Origin of the sequence: Sphingomonas sp. 8AM, assembly GCF_902506455.1 — a bacterium.
Classification (GTDB): Bacteria; Pseudomonadota; Alphaproteobacteria; order Sphingomonadales; family Sphingomonadaceae; genus Sphingomonas.
Genome location: NZ_LR733844.1, coordinates 2,528,392 through 2,542,683 on the forward strand (window position 1 = coordinate 2,528,392; position 14,292 = coordinate 2,542,683).

Annotated in this window: 23 protein-coding genes, 1 tRNA gene and 1 pseudogene; 15 read left to right on the forward strand and 10 right to left on the reverse strand. The window is 67.0% G+C overall.

The genetic code is table 11. The annotated features are described in order from the left end of the window. The first annotated feature begins 8 nt into the window (after window positions 1-8). The 6 genes and pseudogenes from BACI71_RS11875 to BACI71_RS18265 all read left to right on the forward strand — a co-directional run. Complete coding sequence (locus tag BACI71_RS11875; RefSeq protein ID WP_236552967.1) at window positions 9-470, forward strand: DUF5681 domain-containing protein; 462 nt, start codon at window positions 9-11, stop codon at window positions 468-470. Beyond that, the gene (locus tag BACI71_RS11880; protein ID WP_159758873.1) at window positions 467-709 is read left to right on the forward strand and encodes a hypothetical protein; all 243 of its coding nucleotides are present in this window, start codon (window positions 467-469) and stop codon (window positions 707-709) included. The genes BACI71_RS11875 and BACI71_RS11880 overlap by 4 nt, the downstream gene beginning before the upstream one ends. Beyond that, the gene (locus BACI71_RS11885; RefSeq protein ID WP_159758875.1) at window positions 706-966 is read left to right on the forward strand and encodes a hypothetical protein; all 261 of its coding nucleotides are present in this window, start codon (window positions 706-708) and stop codon (window positions 964-966) included. Before BACI71_RS11880 ends, BACI71_RS11885 begins: the two co-directional genes overlap by 4 nt. Continuing rightward, the gene (locus BACI71_RS11890) at window positions 959-1,171 is read left to right on the forward strand and encodes a hypothetical protein (protein WP_159758877.1); all 213 of its coding nucleotides are present in this window, start codon (window positions 959-961) and stop codon (window positions 1,169-1,171) included. The genes BACI71_RS11885 and BACI71_RS11890 overlap by 8 nt, the downstream gene beginning before the upstream one ends. After that, window positions 1,168-1,374, forward strand: a complete 207-nt coding sequence (locus tag BACI71_RS11895) for a hypothetical protein (protein WP_159758879.1) — start codon at window positions 1,168-1,170, stop codon at window positions 1,372-1,374. The genes BACI71_RS11890 and BACI71_RS11895 overlap by 4 nt, the downstream gene beginning before the upstream one ends. Window positions 1,375-1,956: 582 nt before the next feature. Continuing rightward, window positions 1,957-2,055, forward strand: a pseudogene (locus tag BACI71_RS18265) (PEPxxWA-CTERM sorting domain-containing protein); the annotation flags it as partial. A gap of 868 nt (window positions 2,056-2,923) precedes the next feature. Here BACI71_RS18265 and BACI71_RS11910 read toward each other — a convergent pair. From BACI71_RS11910 to BACI71_RS11920, 3 genes are read right to left on the reverse strand one after another with little or no spacing between them, the layout of a single operon-like run. Beyond that, the gene (locus BACI71_RS11910) at window positions 2,924-3,559 is read right to left on the reverse strand and encodes a trimeric intracellular cation channel family protein (protein ID WP_159758883.1); all 636 of its coding nucleotides are present in this window, start codon (window positions 3,557-3,559) and stop codon (window positions 2,924-2,926) included. After that, window positions 3,556-3,939 carry a PaaI family thioesterase gene (locus BACI71_RS11915; protein ID WP_159758885.1) on the reverse strand — a complete coding sequence of 128 codons (384 nt, stop codon included), beginning with the start codon at window positions 3,937-3,939 and terminating at the stop codon, window positions 3,556-3,558. The genes BACI71_RS11910 and BACI71_RS11915 overlap by 4 nt, the downstream gene beginning before the upstream one ends. Continuing rightward, window positions 3,936-4,388 (reverse strand): PaaI family thioesterase, encoded by a 453-nt coding sequence (locus BACI71_RS11920; RefSeq protein WP_159758887.1) that lies wholly within the window; start codon window positions 4,386-4,388, stop codon window positions 3,936-3,938. Before BACI71_RS11920 ends, BACI71_RS11915 begins: the two co-directional genes overlap by 4 nt. Window positions 4,389-4,563: 175 nt before the next feature. On the opposite strand from BACI71_RS11920, the gene BACI71_RS11925 reads away from it, so the two are divergent. From BACI71_RS11925 to BACI71_RS11935, 3 genes are all read left to right on the forward strand, one after another. After that, entirely contained in the window at window positions 4,564-4,869 is a 306-nt protein-coding gene (locus BACI71_RS11925; RefSeq protein WP_159758889.1) for a glycine zipper 2TM domain-containing protein, read from the forward strand. 115 nt (window positions 4,870-4,984) lie between these two features. Then, window positions 4,985-5,413 (forward strand): OsmC family protein, encoded by a 429-nt coding sequence (locus BACI71_RS11930; protein ID WP_159758891.1) that lies wholly within the window; start codon window positions 4,985-4,987, stop codon window positions 5,411-5,413. A 98-nt stretch (window positions 5,414-5,511) separates the two neighbouring features. Further along, the gene (locus tag BACI71_RS11935) at window positions 5,512-6,081 is read left to right on the forward strand and encodes a glycine zipper 2TM domain-containing protein (protein WP_201297363.1); all 570 of its coding nucleotides are present in this window, start codon (window positions 5,512-5,514) and stop codon (window positions 6,079-6,081) included. 249 nt (window positions 6,082-6,330) lie between these two features. Here BACI71_RS11935 and BACI71_RS11940 read toward each other — a convergent pair whose 3' ends face one another. Next, the gene (locus BACI71_RS11940) at window positions 6,331-6,552 is read right to left on the reverse strand and encodes a hypothetical protein (protein ID WP_159758893.1); all 222 of its coding nucleotides are present in this window, start codon (window positions 6,550-6,552) and stop codon (window positions 6,331-6,333) included. A gap of 92 nt (window positions 6,553-6,644) precedes the next feature. Between BACI71_RS11940 and BACI71_RS11945 the strand changes: the two genes are divergently transcribed. Genes BACI71_RS11945 through BACI71_RS11955 form a run of 3 tightly spaced genes read left to right on the forward strand, consistent with a single transcriptional unit; the run spans window position 6,645 to window position 8,476 of the window. Further along, entirely contained in the window at window positions 6,645-6,974 is a 330-nt protein-coding gene (locus tag BACI71_RS11945) for a DMT family transporter (RefSeq protein ID WP_159758895.1), read from the forward strand. Between the two features lie 36 nt (window positions 6,975-7,010). Beyond that, entirely contained in the window at window positions 7,011-7,391 is a 381-nt protein-coding gene (crcB, locus tag BACI71_RS11950) for a fluoride efflux transporter CrcB (RefSeq protein ID WP_159758897.1), read from the forward strand. Beyond that, window positions 7,388-8,476 carry an RluA family pseudouridine synthase gene (locus BACI71_RS11955; RefSeq protein WP_159758899.1) on the forward strand — a complete coding sequence of 363 codons (1,089 nt, stop codon included), beginning with the start codon at window positions 7,388-7,390 and terminating at the stop codon, window positions 8,474-8,476. The genes crcB and BACI71_RS11955 overlap by 4 nt, the downstream gene beginning before the upstream one ends. Before the next feature lie 16 nt (window positions 8,477-8,492). Here BACI71_RS11955 and BACI71_RS11960 read toward each other — a convergent pair whose 3' ends face one another. After that, window positions 8,493-9,206, reverse strand: coding sequence for an NAD-dependent deacylase (locus tag BACI71_RS11960; RefSeq protein ID WP_159758901.1), 714 nt, complete (start codon window positions 9,204-9,206; stop codon window positions 8,493-8,495). A gap of 55 nt (window positions 9,207-9,261) precedes the next feature. Between BACI71_RS11960 and BACI71_RS11965 the strand changes: the two genes are divergently transcribed. Continuing rightward, window positions 9,262-10,041: a TSUP family transporter gene (locus tag BACI71_RS11965; protein ID WP_159758903.1), complete on the forward strand. Its 780-nt coding sequence runs from the start codon at window positions 9,262-9,264 to the stop codon at window positions 10,039-10,041. A gap of 4 nt (window positions 10,042-10,045) precedes the next feature. Here BACI71_RS11965 and BACI71_RS11970 read toward each other — a convergent pair whose 3' ends face one another. Next, on the reverse strand, window positions 10,046-10,612 hold the full coding sequence (locus BACI71_RS11970) for a L,D-transpeptidase family protein (protein WP_159758905.1): 567 nt from the start codon (window positions 10,610-10,612) through the stop codon (window positions 10,046-10,048). A 211-nt stretch (window positions 10,613-10,823) separates the two neighbouring features. Between BACI71_RS11970 and BACI71_RS11975 the strand changes: the two genes are divergently transcribed. Then, window positions 10,824-11,564, forward strand: a complete 741-nt coding sequence (locus BACI71_RS11975) for a murein L,D-transpeptidase catalytic domain family protein (protein WP_159758907.1) — start codon at window positions 10,824-10,826, stop codon at window positions 11,562-11,564. Between the two features lie 61 nt (window positions 11,565-11,625). Here the strand turns inward: BACI71_RS11975 and BACI71_RS11980 are convergent, their stop codons facing one another. Continuing rightward, a complete protein-coding gene (locus tag BACI71_RS11980; protein ID WP_159758909.1) occupies window positions 11,626-11,928 on the reverse strand; it encodes a chorismate mutase in 303 nt (100 codons plus the stop codon). Between the two features lie 222 nt (window positions 11,929-12,150). Here BACI71_RS11980 and rpsD point away from each other — a divergent pair, with 222 nt between their 5' ends. After that, window positions 12,151-12,765: a 30S ribosomal protein S4 gene (rpsD, locus tag BACI71_RS11985; protein ID WP_159758911.1), complete on the forward strand. Its 615-nt coding sequence runs from the start codon at window positions 12,151-12,153 to the stop codon at window positions 12,763-12,765. A 284-nt stretch (window positions 12,766-13,049) separates the two neighbouring features. Here rpsD and BACI71_RS17965 read toward each other — a convergent pair whose 3' ends face one another. The 3 genes from BACI71_RS17965 to BACI71_RS12000 all read right to left on the reverse strand — a co-directional run bounded on the left by BACI71_RS17965 (window position 13,050) and on the right by BACI71_RS12000 (window position 14,287). Next, complete coding sequence (locus tag BACI71_RS17965; protein ID WP_236552969.1) at window positions 13,050-13,616, reverse strand: response regulator; 567 nt, start codon at window positions 13,614-13,616, stop codon at window positions 13,050-13,052. A 190-nt stretch (window positions 13,617-13,806) separates the two neighbouring features. Continuing rightward, window positions 13,807-13,882, reverse strand: a tRNA-Ala gene (locus tag BACI71_RS11995). Between the two features lie 84 nt (window positions 13,883-13,966). Continuing rightward, a complete protein-coding gene (locus BACI71_RS12000; RefSeq protein ID WP_028965402.1) occupies window positions 13,967-14,287 on the reverse strand; it encodes an FYDLN acid domain-containing protein in 321 nt (106 codons plus the stop codon). Window positions 14,288-14,292: the final 5 nt, after the last annotated feature.

Consider the following 14,292-nt stretch of genomic DNA (forward strand, 5'->3'; position numbering starts at 1 on the left):
GGAAGCTGTTGCTCCAGGCGAGGGTCAGCACCGTGACTGATGCCCGTAATACACCCGCAAATACGGGGAGAGACACCCGCTTCAAGCCCGGCAATCCCGGCAAGCCGAAAGGTGCCCGCAGTCGCGCAACGGTGGCGGCGGAGGCGCTGCTCGACGGTGAAGCCGAGGGGCTGACCCGCAAGGCGATCGACATGGCGCTCGAAGGTGACACGGTGGCGCTGCGCCTCTGTCTCGAACGACTGGTCCCGCCCCGCAAAGATCGCCCGCTCGCCTTCGACCTCCCGCCGATCAACGACGCCAAGGATCATCCGGCGGTACTCGCCTCGGTGCTTGAGGCAGTCGCAGGCGGTGACCTGACGCCGACAGAGGGGCAGGCCTTTGCGGGCCTGATGGAGCAGCACCGCCGCGCGATCGAGACGGCGGACATCGTGGGGCGCCTTGAAGCGCTGGAAGCAAGGAACACGAAATGAGGATCGCAGACCGCATTGCCCGGCTGGAGCGCGCCGGTGACGCTGACCCGCGCATGACTGCCGCCGAGATCGATGCCGCCGCCGACCGGTACGAAGCCGAACTGCAGCAGGACGGTGTGCCCGGTGGCGGCACGACCGCCAGCGCCGTTGCTGCGTGGCGCGGGATGGTCGAGCAGACCGGCGAGGCGTGGCTCCAGCGGATCTATGCCGGCATGACGCCCGCGGACCTGTACGCATGACCGCGGCCCTGACACGCCGCCTGGCTGCGCTGGAGGCGAACCAGCCGGTCGAGAGCGGACGCCGATTCCTACTGATGCCGTGGGACGTCATCCCCGAGCACCAGGATGGCGACATGATCGTCCGCTACAATCTGGTCACCGCGGGACCGGATGGACCGGAGCGGGTCGACTATCACCGGACCGGCAACCACCCGAAGGACGATGCGCCTGGGTCGAGGAACCGGCACCTCTACTTCGGGGAGCCGTACCATGCGTGACCTCACCCGCCGGCTGTCGGCGCTGGAGGCGCAGCGGAGCAAGAGCGGCTATCGACAAGTCGTCATAATCGGGCCGGGCGATCCTTCGCCCCCTGACGGTGATGACATCCACATCATCCGCATCGTTGCCGTCAACCCGGCTGGCGAGGCGGTCGTGGCCTTGCCGCACAACGGGCGTGAGCCTCTATCGGAGTTTACCAGATGACCTTGCTGAAGCGCGTTGCTGCTCTTGAGGCGCAGATCCGATCACCTGACGTTCGCCTCGATATGACTGGGCTTACCGATGACGAGCTGGTGTTTGTCGAGACGTTGGCCCGCCGCATGCTGGACGGGTACGATCCGACCGAGGCGGAGGCAGATCGTTGGCGCGACATCGATAGCCGGATCGTGCGCAGCGACGCGGGCTAAGCCTCTAACCTCCAACAAATCTTGCCGGTTCGATCTGGGACAAGTTGCTCCACTCCGCAGCTTAACAATTGATTAACGAGCGGCTACCGAGCGCGCGCTCGCCCCATGAGAGGCGGGAATAAACTAAGGGGTCGTATGAAGTTCCTGCCTGCTCTGCTCGCCGCTGCCACCGCCATTGTCAGCACCCCCGCCAATGCGGCGTACATCACGCGCACCTACGATTTTTCCGCTTCGTTCGACCTCTCGGCGCCTAGCAGGACGATCAGCGGTTCGTTCACCATGGAGTTCGATCCCATGGCGCGTGAGAACGCGTGGGTTAAGGCGTTCTCGTCTAAGCAGCTGAACGGTTATCAGTTCGACGCCGTGTCGTTCAACAACGGCAACGTCTCGTTCGGCAACTGCAATCGTACGGGCTGCACCGCCGGATCGAGCACCAACACCTTCTTCGCCAGCTTCAAGGTCGACGCGGACGGCAACGTCCTTTCGGTTCGCAATACCGACTTCGTCTACGGCAAGGCGCTAACCTGCTGCGTGACGTGGCAGTCGGCATCGTTTGTCGTGAACCGGGTCGGGGGCGCGACCCCAGCGGTGCCTGAGCCCGCCACTTGGGCGACGATGATGCTGGGTTTTGGCGTGATCGGCTATGCGCTGCGCCGCCGTACGGTCCTGCGCTTCGTGTGACATGAAGGACTCTGGAGCCGTAGTTGCACTATGGCTCCAAACTTCTCTAACGCCGAGCGCGGCAGACGATTTGCCAAGTTCATTCGGTCGGAGTTAACCAATTTAGCTTATAGCGGCAGCTCAGAACAGTCAGGGTTCGGAGCGTCGTTGTGATCGACCAGGAACTTAGCCGCTACTATCTTCGCCGTGAGGCTGCCGCACGTGCCAGTGCGCACCGAGCTATCGATGCGCGGGCGCGCCGTATGCACCTCGAGATGGCATCGATGTACGCCCAGGCTTTGCGCGTAGGGTGCAGCGTTGTCGACCTGCTCGAGGATACCCCTAGGCTCTATCTCGTCAGCGACGAAACTACGCAGATGGACGAGGCTGCCTGACGGCATCTAGAGTCTGAGTCATCTGAGCGGAGTCGATCGGGGATTCACACGGCGCTGGAAGTCTGATTCAAGGTGCTGGCCGTGCGGAGGTCGGCAGGTGTGGGTCGAGCCTATTCGGATGATTTGCGTGAGCGGGTAGCGGCGTCGGTTCTGGGTGGCCGGTCGTGCCGGGCGACGGCTGAACTGTTCGGCGTGAGCGTGGCGAGTGCGGCGAAGTGGTCGCAACGACGTCGNGCTTCGGCCGCCTCAAACACTTCCGCCGCTTCGCCACACGTTATGATCGCCGCACCGTCCACTTCACCGGCTTCGTACATCTCGCCGCCGCCATGATCTGGCTACGCTGAATGTCGATCCGACCTAGGAACGGTGACGCCGCGGGCGGCGGTTCTTACCGTCGAGGCCTGCGGCGTCGTCTCGCCGCCGGAGCGGCCTCGTAATGGCGGGGCAGCCGTTTTGATACCGGGGAAAGCTGATCGCTACGGCGGCCAGGTTGCTCAGCGATCCGCATAGGCCGGCAGCGCCAGCCTGAAGCGGATCGCCGCGGCGCGCAGCGCGAAACCGGCGAGTGCGGCGATCACGGCGGCGTGCCACGGTACCATCCCCAGCGCGCGCAGTCCCACGTAGCAGCCGGCGGCCAGCGCCGCCGCGGTGACGTACAATTCGGGGCGCATCAGGATTGACGGTTCGCCCGCCAGCACGTCGCGGATGATCCCGCCGACGCAGCCCGTCATCACCCCCATCAACGCGGCGGGCAGCGGCGGGACGCCATAGCCGAGCGCCTTGGCGGCGCCGTAGACGGCATAGGCGGCCAACCCGACCGCATCGAACCAGTCGAGCGCCGCGCCGCGCCACCAGCGCGCGGGCGTGACCCAGATCACGCCCGCCATCAACAGGCATACCGCAGCGACCCGCGAATCATGGACCCAGAACACCGGCGCGCCGATCAGCAGATCGCGCACCGTGCCCCCGCCCACCCCGGTGACGAGCGCGAAGAACGCCAGCGTCACCGGCGTCTGCGCGCGCCGCGCCGCCGCCAGCGCACCCGATGCGGCGAACACCGCGAGACCCGCGACGTCGAGCCACGGCGCGAACGCCGGCAGCAACACCACCGGGTCGAGCGGCGGGGTCATTTACCGGCGCGCTCGATCAGATAGTTCATCCGCGCGCTGGCGATCGGGCGCGCCCGATCGTCCTGCCACGCCACCGCGGTGACGGTGGCGATGCGCGCACCGAGCCGCGTGATCTCGCCGGCCGCGCGCGTGACGTGATCGCGCCCGCCGCGCATGAAATCGACCGTAGCGTTGATCGGCTTGATCCGCGCCGCCTCGGCCGCCAGCGCATGGCGGACCGCCGCCACTGCTGCCACCTCCAGCAATCCGGCGATCGCACCGCCCTGCAGGAAACCAGGACGTCCGACGACGTGCTGCCCGAACGGCATCACGATCTCCGGCACGTCATCGACCAGCTCGAGCGTGACACCCAGCAGCTGCGCATAGGGCGGCAACGTCACGCGGCCACCCGCGGATAGCTGCCGGCGGTCGCCATGAAGGTAGCGGCGACATGCGCGACCGGGTCGTCGGGGTCGCCATCGTGCGCGATCCCACGCGTGAAGGCGATCGAGCGGGTGATGCGCAGGCACTCGCCGCGGCCGATCACGGTCTGGTGCGGGCGCGCCGGGCGCAGATAGTCGATCCGCAGGTCGAGCGTCGCATGCGCGACGAACGCATCGCAGCGATGCCAGACCGCAAGGCTGGTCGCGACATCCATAAGGGCGATGATCGGTCCCGACGCGATGATGCCGGTATCCTCGTCACCCACCAGCGCATCGTGCCAGGGCTGCGCTACCTCGATCCAGTCGGCGCCGTGGGCGTGATAGCGCTGGCCGAGCCGCCCGCCGTGCCCGGCGAGCGTCGGGTTCTCCAGCAGGTAGCGCGCCATGACGATCGGGTTCCAATCCATCGTCTGGCCTCTACACGCCCGCGGTTGGTCTGCAACGCCGCATCGCGCCGCGTCGCTTCCCGCCGGGGGAAACGACTGTCCCGGCATGAACATGATGTTGTTTCAGGTTCATGCAACCGCACTAAAAGGAACACGTTTCGGTCGCATCACGATTGAATGAACGGGAGAATGTTTCATGCGTAAGCTCATGCTCGCTTTCGGCGCGGTCGCCATGGTCGCACCGACGCTGGTCGCCACCACGGTCGATGCCGATGCGCAGCGTCGCCACAAGTATCGCGAGTGGCGCGGCAACGACGGGCGGCTGCGCTGCCGCAAGCCCGACGGCACCACCGGCCTGGTGGTCGGCGCGGTCGCCGGTGGTCTGCTCGGCCGCACGATCGACTCGCGCGGCGACCGCACGCTCGGCACCGTGCTGGGCGGCGTCGGCGGCGCGCTGGCCGGTCGCGAGATCGAGCGGAGCGGCAAGCGCCAGTGCCGCTGAGCCGCGAAAAATGAATCGTCGTTGCGCCTTTCGCAGGTGAGCGACGTTTGAAGGGGCGCGATCCGTGACAGCACGGGTCGCGCCCTTTTTCGTGTGACCACAAGGAGAGCAGGACATGCCCACGCGCAGCGGATCGGCACGGTACGAAGGATTCGGCAAGGACGGGAACGGCTGGACGTCGACCCAGTCGGGTGTGTTGAAGGACACCCGCTACGGGTTCGGCTCCCGTTTTGAGGACGGACCGGGAACCAACCCCGAGGAGCTGATCGCCGCCGCTCACGCCAGCTGTTTCACGATGGCGCTCAGCTTCGCGCTGGCGGGCGCCGGCTATTCCGACGGAACGCTGGAGACCGATGCACGGGTGACGGTCGACAAGGACGGGGACGGTTTCACCATCACCTCGTCGAAGCTGCACCTGAAGGCGAAGATCCCCGGCATCGCCGCCGATGAATTCGAACGCATCGCCGAAGAGGCCAAGGCGAACTGCCCGGTGTCGAAGTTGCTGAACACCGACATCAGCCTGACCCACGAACTGGCACAATGATGTCCCGTAAATGAACGCAAAGTAGTATTGCGTTCACGCAACCGCCGCCACGCCGCCATCGTTCTGATCTAACTCTGGTTAGCAGAAAGGAGCAAGTGATGCGTATCATCATGGCGGCGGTGCTTGGGGCGACCGCGTTGACGTCGCTGGCGGTCACGCCGGCCGCGGCGCAGCGCCCACGTGAGGCAAACCGCGAGTATCGCGAGGACGTGCGCGACGCGCGCAAGGATTATCGCGAAGACCTCCGCGATGCAGACTCGCGACGCGACGCCCGTAATGCGCGGCGCGAATATCGCGACAACGTCCGCGACGCACAGCGCGACCGCAACGACCGGCTGCGCGACTGGCGGCAGTCGCGCCGCTACGACTACAACCGGCCGGAGGCCGGGCAGCGGCGTTATTATGCCGACCGCTACTATCGCGACGGCCGCTACTACCGTCAGCGCGCGCTCACCCGCAACGACCGCCTCTATCGCGGGAATGACGGTCGCTATTATTGCCGCCGCAACGACGGCACCACCGGGTTGATCGTCGGCGGTCTGGCCGGCGGCGCGCTCGGCAACGTCATCGCCGGCGGTGGGTCGCGGCTGCTGGGAACGTTGATCGGGGCGGGCGGCGGTGGGCTGCTCGGCCAGCAGGTCGATCGCGGACAGGTGGTCTGCCGGTGAGTAAGGGCACCCGGTGATGCGCCGGAGCGCTTTAACCTGGGGCTGATGACATTCACAATGCACCGGCCCTCTCTCGTCATCCCGGACCTGATCCGGGATCCCGCTTCTTCTGCCTTTAGCGCCAAGAAAAATCGGGGCCCCGGATCAAGTCCGGGGCGACGAGCTAGGATGGCGGTTGCTCAATGGCTCCAGCCGATCCATCACAGAACCGATGACTGTCGATCGGCCCCAATGACGACGGGCATTCGATCAGATCAATCCACCACCCAGCATCAGGCGCAGGCCGAAGATCAGGATCAGTACGAGATTGAGGTTCCGACCACTGTTGCTCGATGACAGCGCGCCGATCGCGGCGCCGACCACCGCAATCGGAATCACGAACCAATAGCCCCAGGCGAGAAACGGCAGGAACGGCACGATCCCGAGCAGGAGCGCGACGAGGCCGATGACGATCGAGAACAGGTTGAGCATGCAACGGACATGGCTCCTCCTCCGGTGTCTTGCAAGAGCAAGACACGCATGACCGCTCGCCAAGCCTGCGCGGACGCGCGACAAGCCCGCACATGGCCTATCTTATCCTGCTGGTGGCGATCGTCGCCGAAGTCACCGCCACGTCCGCGCTGAAACAGTCTGACGGCTTCACGCGCCCGTGGCCGACGCTGGTGACGGTCGCCGGCTATGCGGTCGCCTTCTACCTGCTGTCGCTCACGCTACGGACGCTGCCGACCGGCATCGCCTATGCGATCTGGTCGGGGGTCGGGATCGTGCTGGTCACGGCGGTGGCGTGGCTATGGCACGGGCAGCGGCTCGACGCCGCAGCGATCGTGGGCATGGCGCTCATCATCGCCGGCGTGCTGGTCATGAACCTGTTGTCGGACAGCGCGCACGGCTGATTTCCCTTGCGCGCCGAAACACGATAGGGCGCGCCGATGAACTCCCTCTTTCTTGTTATGGCGGGCGGCGCGGTCGGCGCCGGCGCACGCCATCTGACCGGGCGCGCGATGGCGCAGGTGCTCGGGACCGGTTGGCCGTGGGGCACGCTGACCGTCAACCTCCTCGGAGGGCTGTTGATGGGGCTGCTGGTCGGCGTGCTCGCGCGGTCGGCGAACGCGACCGGTGAGACGTGGCGGCTGCTGCTCGGGGTCGGCGTGCTCGGCGGCTACACGACCTTCTCGTCGTTCGCGCTCGACGTCGTCGGGATGATCGAGCGCGGCGCGCTGGGTGCGGCGCTCGGTTACGTGCTGTTGTCGGTCGGCGGCGCCATCGTCGCCTTGTTCGCCGGGCTCGCGCTCGCACGGGTGCCGGCATGAGCGACGCCGTCCGCCAGTTCACCGTCGGCTATGACGACGACGGGATTCGCGTCGATCGCTGGTTCAAGCGGCATCTGCCGGACACGAGCTTCACCACCGTCGCCAAATGGGCGCGTACCGGGCAATTGCGCGTCGACGGCGCGCGCGTCGGGCCCGGCGACCGCATCCAGGCCGGCCAGGTGCTGCGTGTGCCGCCGCCCGAGCCCGAGCGCACCGAGGAACGTCCGAAGCGCGAGCGCCCGCCGCTCAGCGACGACGAGGCGGCGTTCGCGCGCGATATGGTGATCCACAAGGACGGCGCCGCGCTGGTGCTCAACAAGCCGCCGGGCCTCGCGACGCAGGGCGGCACCAAGACCGTCCAGCATGTCGACGGACTGCTCGACGCATTGCAATACGAGGCGGAGGGGCGGCCGAAGCTGGTCCACCGGCTCGACAAGGACACGTCGGGCGCGCTGCTCGTGGCGCGAAGCGCGCGTGCGGCCGCAGCTTTTGCCAAAAGCTTCTCCAGCCGTACCGCCAAGAAGATCTACTGGGCGCTGGTGGTCGACGTGCCGTCGATCGACGATGGCATGATCGAGCTGCCGATCGCCAAGCAGCCAGGTACCGGCGGCGAAAAGATGCACGTCGACGAGGAGAACGGGCAGACGGCGCGCACCCGCTACCGCGTGATCGAGCGCGCCGGCAACCGCGCCTGCTGGGTTGAGCTGCAACCGTTCACCGGACGCACCCACCAGCTGCGCGTCCATATGGCGGCGATCGGTCATCCGATCGTCGGCGATGGCAAATATGGCGGTCCGGCGGCGTTCCTGACCGGCAACATCAGCCGCAAGATGCATCTCCACGCGCGCCGCATCCGCGTCGATCATCCCGATGGCGGCGAGATCGACGTCACCGCGGAGCTGCCGACGCATTTCAGCGAGAGCCTCGCGAGCCTGGGGTTCGAGGTGATGGCGGGCGACATGATGCCGCTCGACGTCAAGCTCCCGCCGACGCGCGAGGAGAAGAAGGCGCGCGCGCGGGCGCATGCCAAGACGGTGCGTAAGGAGCGGCGTGGCGAGCGACGCGGGCGAGGTGCGGCGAAGTAGGTATCGTCGCCCCGGATCAGGTCCGGGGCGACGGCGGGTGTGATGTAAGAACCTCATCGACCCACGCCGGCACCAGCGTCCCCGCCGGGCCGAGCCGCGTCTGGTCGAACCACGCGCTGCCCTCGGATGGATCGAGGTTCAGCTCAAGCGTCGCCGCATCATGTTCCCGCGCCAGCCGGACGAACCCCGCTGCCGGGTAGACCGCGCCCGAGGTGCCGATCGACACGAACAGATCGGCGCGAGACAACGCGTCGTCGATCCGCTCCATTCCGTACGGCATCTCGCCGAAGAACACGATGTCCGGGCGCAATGCCGGTGCGCCGCACGCCGGGCATTCGGTCGCCGGCGGCAACGCCTTGCCCCATGCCCGCCGCGACCCGCACCCGGCGCACAGCGCCGAGCGCAACTCGCCATGCATGTGCAGCAGGCGCCGGGCCCCTGCCCGCTCGTGCAGATCGTCGACATTCTGCGTGACGATCAGCAGCTCGCCCGGCCATTCGCGATCGAGCCGCGCCAGCGCGTCATGCGCGGCATTGGGCGCTACCGCCGCCAGCGCGGCGCGGCGCAAATCATAGAAGCGATGCACCAACGCCGGATCGCGCGCGAGCGCCTCCGGTGTGCACACGTCCTCGACCCGATGCCCTTCCCACAGGCCGCCGGGGCCGCGGAAGGTGGCGATGCCGCTCTCTGCCGAGATGCCGGCGCCGGTGAGGATGACGATATTGCGCATGGCGTCAGCCTAGCCCGCTGGCGGTCCGCCGCAAAGCGGCATAGGTCGCGAGGCCATGCATCTCGCTCCCGACATCTTCGCCTTTCTCGTGCTTGTCGCGTTCGTCGCGGGGGCGATCGACGCGCTGGCGGGCGGCGGCGGGTTGCTGACGATCCCGGCGCTGCTCGCGGCCGGCGTGCCCCCGGTCGCGGCGCTGGCGACCAACAAGTTGCAAAGTGCGGTCGGGACGGGCTCGGCGTTCCTGACGTTCTGGCACGCCGGCCATGTCGATCTCCGCCGCTTCGCCGTGCCGGCGGCGGGCGCTTTCGCCGGGTCGGTCGCGGGTGCGGTGGCGGTGCAGCATGTCGATCCGCGGTTTCTGGCCGCGTTCGTGCCGGTGCTGCTGATCGCGATGGCGTTATACTTCCTGCTCGCCCCGCCGATGAGCGAGTCCGATCGGCACGCGAGGCTAGGACGCGCCGGGCTGACCGGCGTGACCACGTTGCTCGGCTTTTACGACGGCTTCTTCGGGCCGGGGACCGGCTCGTTCCTGACCACCGCACTCGTGGCGCTCGGCGGGCTCGGGCTGGTGCGCGCGATTGCCAACACCAAGTTTCTCAATCTCGCCACCAACATCGCCGCGCTGGCGGCGATGATCGCCGGGGGCAAGGTGCTGTGGCTGCTCGGCGGCGCGATGGCGGCGGCGAATGTCGCGGGCAATCAGTGCGGCGCGTGGGCGGCACTGCGGTTCGGCGGAAAGGGCGTGCGGCTGCTGTTGGTGGTCATGTCGATCGCCCTCACGATCAAGCTGCTGTCGGATCCCGCGAACCCCTTATGGGCATGGCTGGGTCGATGACGGCTCAGCGGCTCGCATAATCGTTGGCGCCCAAGGTCTCGCCACCGGGCAGGAGCGCGCCGGCGACATACGCTTCGTCGGTGACCTCGACGGTCGCGCCGAGCTGCGTCGCGTCGAACAGCTTCCTGGCGAAGGCGGTCGGCAACCTGATGCAACCATGCGAGGCCGGAAAACCGGGATTGCGCCCGGCGTGGAGCGCGACGCCGTCCCACGTCAGCCGCTGCATGAACGGCATCGGCGCGTCGTCGTAGAGGTTCGAGCGGTGCTGCGCCTTCTTCTGCAGGATCGTGAACGTGCCGGTCGGGGTCGGGCGATCGTCGGACCCGGTCGACACCGACGAGGCAGCGACCAGCTGCTGCCCGCGGAACACATAGGCACGCTGGTCAGGGATCGAGATCAGGACGCTGACCCGGCCCACGCCGTCTGCCGCCGGGGTCCAGACGAAGCGATTGGGTGGCAGCGTCGCCGCGGCCTCGGTGATCGCCAGCGCTTCCGATCCGTCGGCGGTAGCGGGTGAGGCGACGCCGCTCATCAGCGCGGCCAGGAACAGGAAAGGGGCGATTCGACGCATGACGGTGGCCTTTTGACATCCCTGCGATAGCCGGCCCGTCCGGCAGTCATCGATCAGTCAACGCGCCGCGACCGTTTCGGTGCCGGGCGACGAAGCGTTCACCATCTGCGGCAAATGCGCCCGGATCAGGCGCAAACAGCAGTTAACGTTGACGATAATTAACCTGTTCCATGCTACATCAGCGGCATTGGAGCGGGGATTAACGTTACTCATGATGCAGTCGCAGGATACGGTGTCGTCACGCCGTGCTTTGCTGAAGACCGGCGGATTGTTCGTCGGCGCCTTGATGATCCCGGGAGCGGTGTCGGCAGGGATGCGCGACCGCGCGCGCCGCGGCACGCCGGAGTCGCTGATCCCGGACGATTTCTTCCACCCCTCGGCCACGCCCGTTTCGCAGCCCGCGGTCGCCAGTGCGACGGTGCCTCCGGCGCTCGACGCGCCGGGCGTGAACCCGCAGCTGCTGAAACGCGCGCTGGCCGCGCTCGAGCGGCATGGCAGCCGAGTCGCCAAGCGTGACCGGATCGCGGTGGCGGACTTCTCGGCGGGGTCGAGCGCGCCGCGCTTCCACCTCATCAACCTTGAGGACGGGCGCACCGTATCGAAGCTGGTCGCGCACGGCAGCGGCTCCGATCCGGGGCACACCGGCTATCTGCAGCGCTTCTCGAACCAGAACGGCTCCAACGCCTCGTGCGAGGGCGCATTCGCGACCGCCGATTATTATGTCGGCAAGCACGGGCGCTCGCAGCGGTTGCTGGGGCTCGACGCCACCAACAACAATGCGCTCGACCGCGCGATCGTCGTCCATGCGGCCTGGTACGCCAATCCCGACATGATCCGCGAGCGCGGGATGCTGGGGCGCAGCCAGGGCTGTTTCGCGGTCGGCGAGAACGAGCTGACGGAAGTGTTCGAGCGGCTCGGGCCGGGGCGGATGATCTACGCCGCGAAGGTGTGAGGCGCTCCCCCGTCACCCCGGATCTGATCCAGGGCGACGGTTCAGGGTGGGTCAGGCTGACCTACCGCGCGTCGAACGCCGCCAGCTCATAGGCGATCGACGCCTCTACCAGCGTCTCCCACATCGTCGCGACCGCCGCGGCGGGCAGGCCGAGCCGCTCGGCCTCGTCACGCGCCTGCGCGATCACCTGCGCCTTGCGCGCCTCGTCGCGCACGGCGCTGCGCGCCGGCTTGATGCGGGCGGCGGCGTCCATATAGTCAAAGCGCCGCCGCAGCAGCGCCACCAGCTCGCGATCGAGCGCATCGACGCCTGCACGGACCTCGTTCATCGTGATGCAATGCTGGCCGGGCAGAATCTCGCTCATGCCGCGCTGCTTGGCGACCGGCGCAGCGTCTGTCCAGCTTGACTTGCGCGCCCTGCCCGGCTAGGCGCGCCGCTTCGCAATCGCCCCCGCATCCCGGTGAAGCGGCGGGCCTGCACCTCTTTTCGGGGTGTGGCGCGAGACCGGGAATAACCCTGCCCTCCCCGAACGAGTTTCGGATCAGGAAGGCGGAAAACGTCGTTCGCCTGTTGCAAAGGTAATTACATGTCGAAGCGCCATAGCGCCAAGTACAAGCTCGACCGTCGTCTCGGCGAGAACATCTGGGGCCGTCCGAAGAGCCCGGTCAACAAGCGTGAGTACGGCCCCGGCCAGCACGGTCAGCGCCGCAAGGGCAAGGTGTCGGACTTCGGCATCCAGCTGCGCGCCAAGCAGAAGCTCAAGGGCTATTATGGCGACGTGACCGAGAAGCAGTTCCGTCACGCCTATGACGAAGCGTCGCGCATGAAGGGCGATACCTCGCAGAACCTGATCGGCCTGCTCGAGCGTCGCCTCGATGCGATCGTCTATCGCGCCAAGTTCGCCCCGACGATCTGGGCGGCGCGCCAGCTGGTCAGCCACGGCCACATTCGCGTCAACGGCGTGAAGTGCAACGTCGCGTCGCGTCGCTGCTCGGTCAGCGACGAGATCTCGCTGGGCAGCAAGGCGCAGGAAATGGCGCTGGTCATGGAAGCGCAGAACCTCGCCGAGCGCGAAGTGCCCGATTACGTGGCGCAGGACGGCAACACCAAGGTGACGCTGGTCCGCGTCCCGACGCTGGACGAAGTGCCCTATCCGGTGAAGATGGAGCCGAATCTGGTCGTCGAGTTCTACTCGCGCTGATCTGCTCCGCCCGCTGGCACTTGCTGCCGCGGCGGTCTGGACAGGAGAAAGGCGGTCCCGGCGGGGCCGCCTTTTTTCGTCCGCGTGCTGCGGCATGGATCGGCAAGCCGGCCATTGGCGAGTGCGCGCGCGATGCGGCGCTGCGCAGGCCTCCACATTCGCCGGCAACGACGGGGCGCAACAAGCGCTCCCCCCCTTCAGGGCCCGTTCCGTGCCTGGCCGCGGGCCGCCCGGTCAGGACCACCTTCGCCGGGCAAGCAGGATCGTGGATCGGCTTCCCATCATCAGCAGCTTGGTACGGCCCGCTTGAAGGACGCCAGCAACGCGGCGGCCGTCACAGGCTTCTGCAGCACCTCCGATCGTCGCACGCCGCCGCAATCCTGAGGCCAGGCCGTGATGAAAGTAACCGGCACGAACGCGAACATCGCGCGGATCGCCTTTACGGCGGACGGGCCCGTCCCGTCCGATAATCGCACGTCGGCGGTGATGAAGTCCGGCCGGCACGCCTGCGCCGCGGCGATGGCATCGGTCTCGGTGGCGGCGATCGTGACCGACAGCGCCCCGCCGGCACGGAGCACATCCTCGATCTGCAGCGCGATGTACGGCTCGTCTTCGATGATCAGGACGTGACACATATCCCGCATCCTCCGCGAGGAGATACGGGACCGGGAGGCTTTTGGATGCTCGCGCGGCGTCGATTCAGGCGCGTCCCCACGCGGGCCTTGGTTCGGCGTACGTCGGTGAGTGATTATAATCGCCCGCGAGGTGACAAACCACGGCGCAGGATCAATTGCGAGTGCGCAGCTGGCAACATCGCCGTCGAAGGTGTCGGCCGTGAGTGTCCGGGGCACTTGAGGGCGTCGCATCGAAGCAGATGCCGACGGGCTGCAGCGGCCGGCTGAAGCAACGAGGCAAGTGACGCTTGAGAGGCATTATCCCGCCGCGACGGTGGATACCCGCAACCAACGAGAGGCGCGCGCCGCGCTTGCAGAACAGGATGGTTTTTGGCTGCTACCCCTAGAGGTCGGCGCGGGACGGGAATGGTGGAGCCGAGGGGGATCGAACCCCTGACCTTCGCAATGCCATTGCGACGCTCTCCCAGCTGAGCTACGGCCCCATTCCGTCCGGGAGGCAGCCCACTAACCGGGGGCTGCCGGCTTGGCAAGCGGCAATTTCACCGCTCGCCAAGCTTTTTGGAAGGTCAATTGTTCTCGTCGTCTTCGTTGCTGGTTTCGACGCCCAGATCGTCGTCGCCGCCGAGATCGACCTCGTCGTCGGGCGAGGGCTCCTCGTCTTCACCGGTGTCCAGATCCTCGTCGTCACCGGCCAGATCGGCGTCGACCTTCTCCTTGTCGGGCTTGGCCGCCTCGAACGGTAGCGGCTGCTTGGACTTGAGGATCGGCTCCGGCTGCCATGCATAACCGCAGTTGATGCAGGTGACGGGTTCGTCCTTCTGGAGGTCGTAGAAACGCGTCGCGCATTTCGGGCACGTACGCTTCGTGCCCCATTCCGGCTGGATCATGCCGT